Source organism: Streptomyces sp. CB02980, from assembly GCF_014451325.2.
In the GTDB taxonomy this organism is placed as follows: Bacteria; Actinomycetota; Actinomycetes; order Streptomycetales; family Streptomycetaceae; genus Streptomyces.
Window position 1 is genome coordinate 44673 of the sequence record NZ_JACSCH020000031.1, and the last position, 13103, is coordinate 57775.

Here is a 13103-nt window from a genome sequence, read left to right on the forward strand (position 1 = left end):
GTGGGGCCGTCGCGACGGCAGTGCGTCGTCTCCGCGTCCCGTCGTCGTTGCGGAAGGAGACCGTCCGGAATTGTTCGGTGGTGGGCGGGAGAGGGGCCCCGTCGTCTGCCGTAATCCTTGACCGGGCAGGCTGTTCTCCGCCTTCGTCGGCGTGGCCCTGTAGGGGCCGTCTGACCTGCGGTTCTGTTGGTTCGGGGGAGGTGTCGGTCGGGGATTGGCGCTCACCCGTTCCGCCCATTTGCCCACGGACCGTCAACTCTGAGGATGGGCAGGCAATTTGGCTCATTGCAGACTGGCGGGCGTGCTGATCGGCACCAGAAACGAGAAGGACTCACGTATGCCGGAAATCTTTCCCGTCATCGACCTCACGCCCTGGTTCGAAGGCGACCATGACGCGCGGTCCAAGGTCGCGGAGCAGGTCGACGAGGCCCTGCGTACATCGGGGATTCTGCTGGTCACCGGGCACCGGGTGCCCGTGGGGCTGCGGGCCGAGACGCGGGCGGTGGCGCGGGAGTTCTTCAAGCTGCCCGCCGACGTCAAGGCCCGTTCCTCCATCGCCTTCGGAGGCCGGGGTTGGATCGCGCCCCGCTACGCCTCGGCGGAGGGGTACGAGGGGACCGCCGAGATGGCGCCCGACCTCAAGGAGTCGTTCTCCTTCGGCGCCGACAAGGCGACCGGCGACGACGCCGTCGACGCCCGTTGGTTCCGGCCCAACACCTGGCCCGCCGAGGTGCCGGAGATGCGCCCGGTGGTCAGTGAGTACATCGAGCGCATGCACGCACTGTCCGACGAGCTGATGTCGCTGTGCGCCGTCGCCCTCGGGCTCGGTGCGGAGTTCTTCGCCCCGTACCTCGACCACCCCACGTACGGGTTCAACTTCAACCGCTACCCGCCGGTCGATCCCACCAGGCCGCCGGCGCCCGGGCAGTTCAACGTCGCGCCGCACACCGACTTCGGCACCATCACCGTGCTGGACCGCGAGCCCGGCCCCGGTGGCCTTCAGGTCTTCACCTCCGAAGGCACCTGGGTCGACGCGCCGTACCACCCCGACGCCCTGACGGTGAACATCGGCGACCTGCTGGCCCGTTGGACCGGCGACCGCTGGCACGCGACCCGGCACCGCGTCCTGCCTCCGCAGGCGGTCGCTCCCGAGGACGACCTGATCTCGCTCGTCTACTTCTACGAGACGAACCACAACGCTCTCATCGAGTCGATGGAGCCGCCCGTCGGCCGCACCGGCTTCCCGTCGGTCCTCTCGCACGAGTACCTGCGGTCGAGGCTGGCCTCCATCGCCCCGAAGGCGAAGCACTAGCCCGGATTCCGGGCGGTCTGCGCAGCTCGCTCTACACATCGCACGACGTTGTACACATGAAGCACGAGGGGGACTCATGAAGGAAGAAGCAGCAGTGGGGGCCGGCAGATCGGAGGTTCGACGTCTCGCCGAGATGTCGAACCTCTACACGCCGTGGTCGCTGCGGACCGCGGTGACACTGGGGCTTCCCGACCTGATCGCCGAGGGACCGGAGGGGGTCGTCGGCATCGAGGAACTGGGGAAGCGGTCGGGAACGGACACCGATGCCCTGCGCCGGCTCACCCGGCACCTGGCCAACCTGGGCCTGTTCGAGGAAGTCGGGCCGGACGGCCTGCGGTTGACCGACCTGGGCGAGGTGCTCCGCTCGTCCCACCCGGCGAAGATGGCTCACTTCCTCGACCAGGGCGACGCGTTCATCCGGTCCAACGACGCGGTCATCCCCGCCATGGTCGACTCCATCCGCACGGGTGGCGCGGCCTGGGAGAGCGTCTTCGAGAAGAACCTCTGGGAGAGCCTGGCGGCTGACGAAGCCCTGTCGACGTCCTTCGACCGGACCATGTCCCAGCACGCCGACATCCTGGGCCGGCGACTGGCCGAGACCCGGGAGTGGGCCGCGGTCGACAGCGTCGTCGACGTCGGCGGCGGCAGTGGCCAGCTGCTGGCCAACATCCTCCGCGAGCATGCCCACGTGAAGGGCACAGTCGTCGATCTGCCCGACACCGTGGGCCGGGCGGCCGAGATCTTCGAGGCGGCCGGTGTGTCCGAGCGGGCCGACGTCGTCGGCCGGAGCTTCTTCGAGCCCCTGCCGGCCGGCGCCGACGCCTATCTCCTCGTCCACGTCCTGCACAACTGGCCGACCGGCGAGGCGTCGAAGATCCTGCGGGGCTGCGCCGAGGCGGCGGGGACCACCGGCAAGGTGCTCGTCGTGGACCAGGTCGTCGACCTCGAGGGACATCCGGCGCCGTTCATCAGCACGCAGCGCGACCTCTGCATGCTGGTCATGGTCGGCGGCCAGGAACGCACCGCCGCCGAGTTCGAGGCGCTCGGCGAGGAGGCCGGCCTGCGGCTCGTCTCGGTGACCTCGCTGGGCGCGGACGGCAACTCCCTTCTGGAGTTCCAGAGTCGGGCACAGTGATCGCATAGACGGGCTGGTGACGAGGTCACAGCGGCATGGCTGTGACCTCGTCGCGTTCCCCCGGGGAGCCGGCGGTGAGGTCGCCGTTCTCCCCGGCGGCCGTCACAGCCAGGAGCGCTGGGCCGCCTTGAGGCCGGCCTCGAACCGGCTCGTCGCGCCGAGGCGTTCCATGATGGACGCCATCTGACGGCGGACCGTACGAACCGAGATCCCGAGGCGCTGACCCGCGGCCTCGTCGGTCAGGCCGGACGCCAACAGGCGCAGCAGCTGGCGCTCGACGGGGTTGAGGCCGGTCTCGGGGTCGCGGCGGGTGCACGCGCCGAGGGGCTCCGCCAGCGACCAGGACTGCTCGAACAGGGTCACCAGGGAGAGGACGATGCCCGGTTCGGTGATGTAGAGCGCGCCCTTGCGGCTGTCCGCCGGGTCGAGCGGGACCAGGGCGTGGCTGCGGTCGGTGATCACCATGCGCTGCGGGACCACCGGGGCCGTGCGGACCTCGCCGCCGTGCTTCAGAAGCCAGTTGGCGTGCTCGACGGTGGCGGCGTCGTTGCGTACGCAGTCCTGGTAAAGCGTGCGGAACGTGACCCCGCGGGCCAACGCCTCGGCGTTGGGCTGCCGACTGGCGAGCAGGTCCTCGGCGCGCTGGGCGCGGCCGGGGTGCACGCCCATGCACTCCCCGGTCATGGTGCGGCCCATGATCTCAAGGCGGCTCTGGATCGCGTCCAGCCCCAGGAGTCGTTCCCCGTGGGCTCCGTGGGTCTGTGCGCCGTCGGCGTGAGCTGCGAAAAGCTCGGTGACGACGGCGCGCGAGGCCGCCAGATCCGCCTGCCGTCGGGCCAGCTCCGCCTCCTGCTGACGGAGTATGTTCGTGAGGCCGATCTGCGGGCTGACGACGCAGAGATCGCCTGGGTGGTCGCGGGAGACGCGTACGAGCATCAGCCGGCCGAGCTCGTCCAGCGCCGCGCGTACCTGATTCTCGGTCAGTAACGTTGCAACTGCCAACTCTGCGACGCCCGACTGGGGCTGCTCCAGCATGACCCGATAGATCGAGTCGGCCTCCACTGACAGCCCAAGCGTCTCGAGCACCCTGGTGTTCCCCCTTGATGTGAAGCCCCCGTAGGGGGTCTCCTGCGCTGAGGATCATGGCAGCAGAGGCTGAATGATTCAAGGTCAGGCGGTATGTGCCGGGTGGGGCGAGGTTGCCGTCTGGCAGCAAGCTGTCAGACCTGATGATGTCGCCCGATGTGCCTTCCCTCCACGGCCCGATGGCGTCCAGAGTGGGTCTCAGGCCGGACGGCATAAACCGCCAGAACACGGCTTCGCAATTTGCACATTCATTACCGACACTTGATTAAGGGTTTCCCTCATGACGTTCTCGTCTCGTCTCGTCCTCTCCGTCGCGGCCTGCACCGCCGCGCTCACCGCCCTCCTGGCCGCTCAGTCGAGCACGGGGACGGGTGTGCGGGGATGGTCCGCGAGCGACGTGAACGTTCCGGTCGTCCAGGTTCAGAACGACCTGTCCTGGGGCTGACGCGGTGCACGCCGTCTACGCGTCCCTGACCGCCTTGCCCGGGGTGGTCGTCGGACCGGACGACGCGAACGAACTGGCCGACAGCCTGTGGGCGCACGCCGCACAGGAGGACGGCCTGGAACACGTCCTGGTCCGTGCGCAGGCGGCGGACCGCGTCGATCTCATCATGTTCCTCCTGGAGGGATCGCACCCCGACCCCTTGCGCCAGGCAGCTGCCTTGATCCGAGGGTGCTACAGCGCTTCGGGAACCCTGCCGTCGAAGTACCAGGCGCCCGGCGACCCCGACCTCGACAGGCCGCGGGCCGACGCCAGTTGAAAGGCTTGACCGAGAAGTGGGCTCTGATCGTTTCGTGGAAGCAACCGCAGTGATCGACCGATGCGCGACGTTTCCCTCGCCCTGCGCGTCGGGGGTATGTGACACGGCACGTCTGCTGGCCCTGTCCGACGAGGCCTGGCGCGACGGCCGACTGGAGGACGGGATCACCCTCGCGGGCACGGCCACCCGCATCGCGTGCGACGCGCCGACGCACGAGTGTGTGTTCCACGCCCACATGAAGCTGGCGCTTCTCCTCTCCCAGATCCGCAGGTTCGACCAGGCGTGGGAGGCCCTCGACGCCGTCGGTGCTGTCGGCGCTGTCGGTGCCGGCGGTGCCGGCGGTGCCATGGGGGAGGACGGGCGGAAGTCCGCCGTCTCCACCCTGGTCAGGGCGCAGGTGACCGCGGCCTCCGGAGACCTGGCGAAGGCCGTGGACCTCGCCAAGGCCGGACTGGGCGCCGCGGAGGACGCCGGCCTGCGGGCGTGGATCCCGGTGGGCCACTTCGTCCTCGCCTCGGCCGCGCTGCGCCAGGGCGAGCTGGCGACCGCGATCCGGTACGCACGCCAGCTCCAGGAAGACGCCGTGTTCGGCCGCGAGATGCTGCCGGCGGGTCAGTCGGCATGGGCCGTGGTCCAGGTCGCCGAGGCCGACCGGGGCCGGGAGAAGACCGCTCGGCTCGCCGCGGAGCTCCTGCTGTCGGGATCCGTCACCCGCCAGCTCTTCATCGCCGAACCGGCCGCCGCCCCCTGGCTCGTACGGCTCGTCCTGAGCGCCGGGGACACGGCGCTGGCCGCAGAGGGCGTTCGCGCGGCCACGCGGCTCGCGGAGCGCAACCCCGGGGTGCACTCGGTCGCCTCGGCCGCCCTGCACGCCGCCGGGCTGCTGGAGAACGACGTCGTGAAACTCCGGAGGGCCGCGGAGCTGCACGTCGATCCCTGGGCCCGGGCCTCGGCGATCGAAGACCTCGCCATAGCGTTGGCCCGTACGGAGTCCGGCCGCGCCGAGGCCGCCGAGACGTACGAGGAGGCCATGCGGATCTATCTCGACACGGGCTCCCTGCGGGACTCCTCGCGCGTCAGGAGCCGCCTGCGTTCGATCAACGCGAACCCCAACCCCCGCGACCCGGGCCGGCCGCGCAGCGGTGTGCCGAGCCTGACGGACACCGAGTACGCGGTCGCCAAACTCGCCGCGCAGGGATTCACCAACGGCCAGGCAGCCGACCAGCTGTTCCTTTCCAGACACACGGTCGCCTTCCACCTGCGCAAGATCTTCCGCAAGGTCGGTGTCTGCTCGCGCGTCGAACTCGCCCGGGAGTGGAGCTTCCTGGACGTCGACGGCGCCGCCGGCGAGGGAATATGACCTGACGTCCCATCCTCTCGCCGGCCGGACTCCGGCCCGGTCAGACCTGTTCGGCGGGACCGGGCTTCACGTTGGGATTGCGCGAGAACACGTTCTCCGGGTCGTAGGCCCGCTTCACGGCCCGCAGCCTCGCGTACGTCGCCGGCGGATAGGCGGCGGCGATGTCCTCCTCGTCCGCTTCGCTGAGGAAGTTGCTGTACGCACCCCGCACGTACGGCGCGAGCGACTCCCAGAACGCGGCGAGCGCCGGAGCGGCCGCCTCGTTCTCCTCCCGCGTCCCCATGTTGATCGTGTTCATCAGAGCCTCGGAGCCTCGGTGCGCGAAGGCCGTGGCGTCCTCCGGCACACGGTTCACGGCGCCACCGAGACTGCGGAACTCCAGGAACAGCGTGCGGAAGGCAGCCGCCCCCTCCAGTGCGGCGTCGATGAAGGCGTCGCCGCACTCGGGGACGAACCGGCTGCGCACCGTCGGCTCCCAGCCCGGGGGGAGCCCACCGGACGGCGCGAGCACCTGCGGGACCGGCACCAGGTCCACGGTCTTGCTCTCGACCGTGCCCAGTTCCAGCAGCGGTGCGATCGCCTCGTCGCCGTCCTCCCCCGCGTAGCAGAAGATCACGGTGATCGGGGCCGGGGTGTCGCCGCGTGTGGGGAAGAGCGTCACATGGGACATGAGCGCGTCGGGCGCCCCCCGCATGTGCCGCGCCCAGCCCTTGAGCACCTGCGCGGCCTCGGCGCCGGGGTAGACGGCCTTGCCGTACCGGACGCGTGCCAGCGGGCGCGCGGTGATCTCGAAGGACGTCACGATCCCGAAGTTGCCGCCGCCGCCGCGGAGCGCCCAGAACAGCTCGGGGTTCTCACCGGCGCTGGCCCGCAGGACACGTCCGTCGGCGGTGACCAGCTCGGCGGCGGTCATGTTGTCGAGGGCCAGGCCGTCGGCGCGGGCCGTCCAGCCGATGCCGCCGCCGAGCAGCAGCCCGCCGACGCCCACCGACGCCGTGTCCCCGGAGGAGAACGCCAGGCCGTGGCCCTGCAGGAACGCCGCGACCTCGCTCCACACCGCGCCCGGTGCGACGCGCACCCGGTGGTGCTCGGCGTCGAGGAGCTCGACCGCGTTCATCGGCGACAGGTCGATGACGAGACCGCCCCTGCTGGTGCCGAAGCCGGCCAGGCTGTGCTTGCCGCTGCGGACGGAGACCTCCAGCCCCTGCTCGCGCGCGAACAGGACGGCTCTGCGGACGTCGTCCGTGCCGTGGCAGCGCACGACGGCCGCCGGCTCGCCCTTGCGGGAGAACACATGGCGGTGCTCTTCGTACGTCTCGTCACCGGGCAGGACGACCTCGCCGGAGAGGTCCTCGGCCAGTGCGTTGAAAGCCTCGTTGTTCATGAGCTCCGCTCCAAGCGGGTGGTGCCTTCGGTGTCTTCGGGGTGCTGGACGGGGTTGAGATGCATCAGGGCCCTGGCGGCCAGCCGGTAGCCGAACGCGCCGAGACCGACCACCACGCCGTCGGCCAGCGGCGCCATCACGGACTCGTGGCGGAACTTCTCGCGCGCCCACACGTTGCTGAGGTGCACCTCGATCCAGGGGCGGGGGTACGCGGCGAGCGCGTCGCGCAGACTCCAGCCGGCGATCATCAGGGCACCCGGATTGACGATGGCGCCCACGGTGTTCGCCCGGTGCTCGTGCACGGCCCGGACCAGATCGCCCTCGGATTCGTGCTGCACCGAATGGACTTTCCACCCGCGCTCCGCAAGCTCGTCGCCCACGGCGGCCGCGATGTCCGCCAGGGTGTCCGTGCCGTACACATCCGGTTCGCGTTCACCGAGAATCCCGAGATTGGGACCATTCAGAAGAAGAATTGCGCTCAAGGGCCACCTCTTGTATCGGAAGAGCGCGTGCGACGAGGAGCGCGCCAGGCAGCCTGTGCCGCATACGCATGTACGCGCAATCCTGCGTGATGTGCGGCGAGTTCGACATCGCGCAGGTTGACAGTGCACGCCCGCCCACCCGGTGGAACTGTCAGGCTGAGGGATGCCGCGCCGACAGCGTGCTCGCTACTGTCGGAGCGTCGCCACAGGCACGTCCGGGGGTCCGGCCCGACCACCCGAATTCAGCGGACGACTCTTGGTCCGTTCCCGGCCTGTCGGAAAGGCCGGTCCAGTCGGTTCAGTCGGTTCAGTTGAACGAGTTGAACCAGTCGGACCAGTCGAAGACATCGAGCAAGTCGAATAAGTCGAATAAGTCGAGCAAGTCGAGCAAGTCGAGCAAGTCGAAGAAGGAGAGTCGTCGGCCATGACGCAAGCGTCCACGCGCGAGGATCTGTGGGTTCGCCGCTACCACTCGGCGCCCGACAGCCCGATGCGTCTGGTGTGCCTGCCGCACGCGGGCGGCTCGTCGACCTTCTACTTCCCGGTCTCCAAGGCGCTGTCGCCCGCCGTCGAGGTGCTCGCGATCCAGTACCCCGGCCGTCAGGACCGCCTCGCCGAGCCGGGCATCGAGTCCCTGCCGGAGCTGGCGGACCGGATCTTCGACGCGCTCCAGCCGTTCATGGACCGGCCACTCGCCCTCTTCGGCCACAGCATGGGAGCGGTCCTCGCCCACGAACTGGCCCTGCGGATGCGGCGCGCGGGGCTGCCCGACCCGGTACGGCTCTTCGTGTCCGGCCGGCGCGCCCCCTCCTGCCGCCGCGACGAGGACATCCGGCTGCGCTCGGACGCGGGAATCCTGAATGAACTGAAGGCCCTGCACGGCACGGACGAGTCCATGCTGAACGACCCCGACGTCCTCGACATGATCATGCCGGCGATTCGCAGCGACTACCGGGCCGTCGAGACCTACCGGTTCGCGTCCGGCACGCCGCTGAGCTGCCCCGTCACCGTGCTGACCGGAGACGAGGACCCACGGGTCACCCCCGCCGAGGCGGACCTGTGGCGCGAGCAGACCACCGGTGAGACGGACGTCCATGTCTTCCCCGGCGGCCACTTCTTCCTCGCCGACCGCGCCGCGGACGTCGTCTCCCTGGTCGCCGACCGGCTGACCGCGAACGCCGTTTCCGGCGTGGCGGGTTGAGCGCCGTGACCGAGGGCGTCACGGAGTCCTCACGGAGGATCGACGTCGAGCTCGGCGAGCGCTCGTACGCCGTGCACATCGGGCCCGGCGTACGCATGCTGCTGGCCGGCGAGGTGTCCGCCACCGGCGCGCGCCGCGCCGTGGTCGTGACCGCGCGCGGGCCCGGGGCGGTTCCCGACCCAGGCGTCCCCTTCCACGTGGTGGAGGTCGCGGACGGCGAGGAGCACAAGAGCCTGGCCTCCGTCGAGGGGCTCTGCCGGTCGTTCGCCGAGTCCGGGCTGACCAGGGACGATGTCATCGTCTCCTGCGGTGGCGGCACCACCACCGACATGGTCGGCCTCGCCGCGTCCCTGTACCACCGGGGTACGCGGGTCATCCATCTGCCGACGTCGCTCCTCGCACAGGTGGACGCCAGCATCGGCGGCAAGACGGGCGTCAACCTCCCCACGGGCAAGAACCTCGTCGGCGCCTACTGGCAGCCGCGGGCGGTGCTCTGCGACACCGACTACCTCGACACCCTGCCCCCGCGCGAACGGCTGAACGGCTACGGGGAGATCGCCCGTTGCCACTTCATCGGCGCCGGGGACCTGCGGTGGCTGCCCCTGCACGAACAGATCGCCGCCAGTGTGGCCCGTAAGGCCGAGGTGGTGGCCGCCGACGAGCGCGACACCGGCCTGCGCCACATCCTCAACTACGGCCACACCCTCGGGCACGCCCTGGAGCGGGCGACCGACTTCGCGCTGCGGCACGGCGAAGCCGTCGCCATCGGAACGGTGTTCGCCGGACGGCTCGCCGGAGCGCTGGGCCGCATCGGCGCGGAGCGTGTCGCCGAGCACCTGGAGGTCGTCGGCCACTACGGCCTGCCGACCCGCCTGCCGGAAGCGGTGGACGCCGGAGAACTCGTCGAGCTGATGCGGCGGGACAAGAAGGCGACCTCCGGCCTGGCCTTCGTCCTGGACGGACCGGCCGGGGCGGAACTGGTCCGTGACATCGACGAGGCGGCCGTCCTGGACTGTCTCCGCGCGATGCCCCGCGACGGCCGCTGATCGGCGACGGGTTCCCCGTACTCCCTCACCCTCTCCGTCCGCTCCTCTTCCTTTCGCTCCGCTCCTTCCGCTCCTTCTCCTTCGATGCCGTGGAGGCCAGCCAGCATGCTCAGGGACACCGACACCGACACCGACACGGACGTCGTCGTCGTCGGATACGGGCCGGTCGGCGGGGTGCTGTCCATCCTGCTCGCCCAGCGCGGCTGGCGCGTGACCGTGCTCGAACAACGCGCGCGCCCCTACCTCCTCCCGCGCGCCACCAGCTTCGACGGCGAGACCGCCCGTCTCATCGCCGGAACCGGGATCGGCCCCCAGATCGGCGAGTTCACCGAACCGGCCGACGGATACCGCTGGCAGAACGCGGCCGGGCAGGCCCTGCTGGACATCGACTTCGCGGCCGTCGGCCCGTACGGCTGGCCCGACGCCAACACCATGCACCAGCCCACCCTCGAAGCCCGTCTCGCCGCCCGGCTGTCCGCCCTCCCCGGCGTGGACATCAGGCGCGGGGAGCGGGTCGTCGGCCTCGCCGACCACGGGGAGCGCGTCGAGGTGACCACCACCGGCCTCGACGGTGCGACGCACGCCCTCACCGCCCGCTGGGTCGTCGGCTGTGACGGCGCCCGCAGCTTCGTCCGTGAGGCGCTCGGTGTTCCCGTCACCGACCTCGGGTTCTCCTACGACTGGCTCCTCTGCGACGTCGAACTCGCCGAGCCCCGCACCTTCACTCCCAGCAACGTGCAGATCTGCGACCCGGCCCGCCCGACGACCCTGGTCGCCAGCGGCCCGGGCCACCGCCGCTGGGAGTTCATGCGCCTGCCCGGCGAGACCAACGCGGAACTGGAGCGGCCCGAGACGGCATGGCGGCTGCTCGCGCCCTTCGACGTCACCCCCGCCAACGCGACGCTGCTGCGCACGGCCACCTACACCTTCCAGGCGCGCTGGGCGGACCGGTGGCGGGTGGGCAGGGTCCTGCTGGCCGGCGACGCCGCGCACCTCATGCCGCCCTTCGCGGGCCAGGGCATGTGCTCCGGCATCCGGGACGTCGCCAACCTGGCGTGGAAGCTCGACCTCGCGGCGCGCGGCCTGGCCGACGCCTCCGTGCTCGACAGCTACACCGTGGAACGCCGGAAGCAGGTGGAGGAGTCGATCCGCTCCTCGGTGAAGCTCGGCAAGGTCATCTGCGTGTCCGATCCGGGCGCCGCGGCCGACCGGGACGCCGCGATGCTCGCGAGGGTCCCGTCAGGTTCGAGTACCCGGCCCGAGCCGGCGCCGCCGCTCTCCGGTGGGCTGCTCTACCAGCGCTTCACCGGCGTGACCGAACCGCCGGCCGGTGACGTCGTACCGCAGGGCCGGGTCCGGTACCGGGGCCGTACGGGCCTGTTCGACGAGGCGGTGGGGCGCGGCTTCGCCCTGCTCACCACCGAGGACCCGCTCGTCGCCCTCGGCGAGGAACGGCTCACCTTCCTCATGGGCCTGGGCGCCCATGTGGTCCGCCTCGTTTCGCCGTCCGGTGCCGAAACCGGTGCCGGTGCCGAAACCGGTGCCGGTGACGATGCCGAAACCGGTGCCGGTGACGATGCCGGAAGTGGTGCCGAAACCGAAACCGGTGCCGATGCCTATGCCGACGCTGAAGCCGATGCGGCCGATCTGGACGGCGTGTACCTCTCGTATCTGCGGCGCTGCGACGGTACGACCCTGCTCGTCCGGCCCGATTACCACGTCTTCGGAGCCGCGAAGGGGGCCGCGGAGGCGGCGACGCTCGTCGACGACCTGCGGGCCCAGCTCACCGGAGCGGTGCGGGCTCCCCGGTCCCGGCTCGGGATCTGAGCTCCGTTCCCCGCCCTGCTCCCCGTACCGATTCCGACTCTCCCTTCCCCCTCTTCTCTCGTTCCTCGTGGAGGTACCCCATGTCTGAGACGCCCACCGCACGCGAAGTGTTCCTCCGGGTGATCGACGGTGTCCCCAAGCTGGTCGCCGGCGACGCCTCCCAGGCCGACGCGCTCGCCGCGCTCTACGCCGAACAGACCCGCGTGGAACACCCGATGGCGCCCGTCGGCGACACCCCGCTGCTGACCCGCGAGGCCCTGCGCACGCACTTCGCCGAGGGCCCCGGGAAGTCCGCGGCCGCCGGTCTGCGCGACTACCGCGCGGAGGACGTCGTCATCCACGAGTCGACCGACCCCGAGGTCGTCGTCGCCGAGTTCACCTACCGCGGCACCGTCAACGGCAAGGACCTCGCCCTGCCGTGCGTGTACGTCCTGCGGGTCCGCGACGGCCTGATCATCGAGTCCCGCAACTACACCAACCACCTTGAGGGTTCCCGGCTCTTCGGCCGCCTCGACCAGCTCTTCGCCGCCCTGAAGGAGCTCTGACGCGGCTCTGATGCGGCGCTGACACCGATCTGAAGCGAAGTACGAAGGCCCGGTCGGGCGGGACGGCTGTGACACGCCGTCCCGCCCGACCGGGCCTTTTCGCGGACTCCGCCGGCCGTCACCAGCCGCCGCCGGCCGCCGCCCGCCGTCGTCAGAGCGAGCGGGCCAGCGCGCAGGCGCCCCGCAGCGAGGAGAGGCCGCCGAGGGCTGCCGGGCGCACCGGTGAGCTCGGACCGCCGGTCCGGACCAGCCGCGACACGTGCCGGGCCACCCCGTCGACGAAGCCGGGAATCCCCTCGGCGAAGCCGCCGCCGACCAACGTCAGCTGTGGATAGAGGAGTTCGTGCACGCCGACCACTGCCGTGGCCAGCGCCTCGCACGCCTCGTCCACGGCCGCCACGGCCCACGGCGCACCCTGGACCACTCCGGCGCGCAAGGCCTCGAAACCGACCTCCCCGCCCCGCAGCCGCGCCGCCCGCCGCAGCGTGGCGGGACCCGAGGCGACGGCCTGTACGCAGCCCCGGCGCCCGCACACGCACGGGGCGCCGCCCCGCTCGACGATCATGTGCCCGATCTCGAACGAACCCCGGCCCGGCCCCGGGACGACGGCCCCACCGTCGACGAAGCCGCCGCCGACACCGGTGCCCACCCCCAGGTAGAGGAGACGGTCGCAGCCCGCCTCCTCCGCCTCGGCGAGCGCGCCCAGGTCACCGTCGTCGGCCCAGCCGACGGCCGCCTCGGGGAACAGCCCCCGCAGCGCCGCCCCCAGATCGACGCCCGTCCACTCCGGCCGGCTCGGCCAGGCCACGACCCGGCCCGAAGGGCTCACGGTCGCGGGCATGGCGACACCCACCGCCCGGAACCCGCCGCCGACACCCGTGCCCGTACCCGTGCCCGTGCCCGTGCCCGTGCCCGTGCCCGTGCCCGTGCCCGTGCCCGTGCCCGTGCCCGTGCCCGTGCCCGT

13 protein-coding genes are annotated in these 13103 nt (G+C 71.1%); 9 read left to right on the plus strand and 4 right to left on the minus strand.

The genetic code is table 11. The features are described 5' to 3' along the window. Nucleotides 1-337: 337 nt before the first annotated feature. Nucleotides 338-1312 carry an isopenicillin N synthase family oxygenase gene (locus E0F75_RS38360; RefSeq protein ID WP_229315640.1) on the plus strand — a complete coding sequence of 325 codons (975 nt, stop codon included), beginning with the start codon at nucleotides 338-340 and terminating at the stop codon, nucleotides 1310-1312. A 76-nt stretch (nucleotides 1313-1388) separates the two neighbouring features. After that, nucleotides 1389-2447, plus strand: coding sequence for a methyltransferase (locus E0F75_RS38365; protein WP_229315641.1), 1059 nt, complete (start codon nucleotides 1389-1391; stop codon nucleotides 2445-2447). A 102-nt stretch (nucleotides 2448-2549) separates the two neighbouring features. Here E0F75_RS38365 and E0F75_RS38370 read toward each other — a convergent pair whose 3' ends face one another. Continuing rightward, nucleotides 2550-3533, minus strand: coding sequence for a helix-turn-helix transcriptional regulator (locus tag E0F75_RS38370; protein WP_229315642.1), 984 nt, complete (start codon nucleotides 3531-3533; stop codon nucleotides 2550-2552). A gap of 280 nt (nucleotides 3534-3813) precedes the next feature. Here E0F75_RS38370 and E0F75_RS38375 point away from each other — a divergent pair, with 280 nt between their 5' ends. Genes E0F75_RS38375 through E0F75_RS40540 form a run of 3 tightly spaced genes read left to right on the plus strand, consistent with a single transcriptional unit; the run spans nucleotide 3814 to nucleotide 5654 of the window. Then, nucleotides 3814-3978, plus strand: a complete 165-nt coding sequence (locus E0F75_RS38375; RefSeq protein ID WP_229315643.1) for a hypothetical protein — start codon at nucleotides 3814-3816, stop codon at nucleotides 3976-3978. Between the two features lie 4 nt (nucleotides 3979-3982). Next, nucleotides 3983-4294 carry a hypothetical protein gene (locus E0F75_RS38380; protein ID WP_229315644.1) on the plus strand — a complete coding sequence of 104 codons (312 nt, stop codon included), beginning with the start codon at nucleotides 3983-3985 and terminating at the stop codon, nucleotides 4292-4294. 34 nt (nucleotides 4295-4328) lie between these two features. Then, nucleotides 4329-5654 carry a helix-turn-helix transcriptional regulator gene (locus tag E0F75_RS40540; RefSeq protein WP_229315645.1) on the plus strand — a complete coding sequence of 442 codons (1326 nt, stop codon included), beginning with the start codon at nucleotides 4329-4331 and terminating at the stop codon, nucleotides 5652-5654. Between the two features lie 40 nt (nucleotides 5655-5694). Here the strand turns inward: E0F75_RS40540 and E0F75_RS38390 are convergent, their stop codons facing one another. Both E0F75_RS38390 and E0F75_RS38395 read right to left on the minus strand, forming a co-directional pair. After that, the gene (locus E0F75_RS38390; protein ID WP_229315646.1) at nucleotides 5695-7038 is read right to left on the minus strand and encodes an FAD-binding oxidoreductase; all 1344 of its coding nucleotides are present in this window, start codon (nucleotides 7036-7038) and stop codon (nucleotides 5695-5697) included. Further along, complete coding sequence (locus tag E0F75_RS38395) at nucleotides 7035-7520, minus strand: type II 3-dehydroquinate dehydratase (protein ID WP_229315647.1); 486 nt, start codon at nucleotides 7518-7520, stop codon at nucleotides 7035-7037. The genes E0F75_RS38390 and E0F75_RS38395 overlap by 4 nt, the downstream gene beginning before the upstream one ends. Nucleotides 7521-7944: 424 nt before the next feature. Here E0F75_RS38395 and E0F75_RS38400 point away from each other — a divergent pair, with 424 nt between their 5' ends. The 4 genes from E0F75_RS38400 (at nucleotide 7945) to E0F75_RS38415 (ending at nucleotide 12139) form a co-directional block, all read left to right on the plus strand. Then, nucleotides 7945-8721: a thioesterase II family protein gene (locus E0F75_RS38400; protein WP_229315648.1), complete on the plus strand. Its 777-nt coding sequence runs from the start codon at nucleotides 7945-7947 to the stop codon at nucleotides 8719-8721. Between the two features lie 5 nt (nucleotides 8722-8726). Continuing rightward, on the plus strand, nucleotides 8727-9767 hold the full coding sequence (locus E0F75_RS38405; protein WP_229315649.1) for a 3-dehydroquinate synthase: 1041 nt from the start codon (nucleotides 8727-8729) through the stop codon (nucleotides 9765-9767). Nucleotides 9768-9872: 105 nt separating this feature from the next. After that, nucleotides 9873-11594 carry a bifunctional 3-(3-hydroxy-phenyl)propionate/3-hydroxycinnamic acid hydroxylase gene (locus E0F75_RS38410; RefSeq protein ID WP_229315650.1) on the plus strand — a complete coding sequence of 574 codons (1722 nt, stop codon included), beginning with the start codon at nucleotides 9873-9875 and terminating at the stop codon, nucleotides 11592-11594. A gap of 80 nt (nucleotides 11595-11674) precedes the next feature. Further along, nucleotides 11675-12139 (plus strand): nuclear transport factor 2 family protein, encoded by a 465-nt coding sequence (locus E0F75_RS38415; protein ID WP_229315651.1) that lies wholly within the window; start codon nucleotides 11675-11677, stop codon nucleotides 12137-12139. Nucleotides 12140-12290: 151 nt separating this feature from the next. Here E0F75_RS38415 and E0F75_RS38420 read toward each other — a convergent pair. After that, nucleotides 12291-13103, minus strand: an 813-nt coding sequence (locus tag E0F75_RS38420; RefSeq protein ID WP_229315652.1) for an ROK family protein, incomplete at its 5' end; no start/stop codon positions are given.

What these genes read in the sequence shown, in the direction of transcription:
- E0F75_RS38360 (WP_229315640.1), top strand. Translation starts at nt 338, where the DNA reads ATGCCGGAAATCTTTCCCGTCATCGACCTCACGCCCTGGTTCGAAGGC.
- E0F75_RS38365 (WP_229315641.1), top strand. Translation starts at nt 1,389, where the DNA reads ATGAAGGAAGAAGCAGCAGTGGGGGCCGGCAGATCGGAGGTTCGACGT.
- E0F75_RS38375 (WP_229315643.1), top strand. Translation starts at nt 3,814, where the DNA reads ATGACGTTCTCGTCTCGTCTCGTCCTCTCCGTCGCGGCCTGCACCGCC.
- E0F75_RS38390 (WP_229315646.1), bottom strand. Translation starts at nt 7,038, where the DNA reads ATGAACAACGAGGCTTTCAACGCACTGGCCGAGGACCTCTCCGGCGAG.
- E0F75_RS38400 (WP_229315648.1), top strand. Translation starts at nt 7,945, where the DNA reads ATGACGCAAGCGTCCACGCGCGAGGATCTGTGGGTTCGCCGCTACCAC.
- E0F75_RS38410 (WP_229315650.1), top strand. Translation starts at nt 9,873, where the DNA reads ATGCTCAGGGACACCGACACCGACACCGACACGGACGTCGTCGTCGTC.
- E0F75_RS38415 (WP_229315651.1), top strand. Translation starts at nt 11,675, where the DNA reads ATGTCTGAGACGCCCACCGCACGCGAAGTGTTCCTCCGGGTGATCGAC.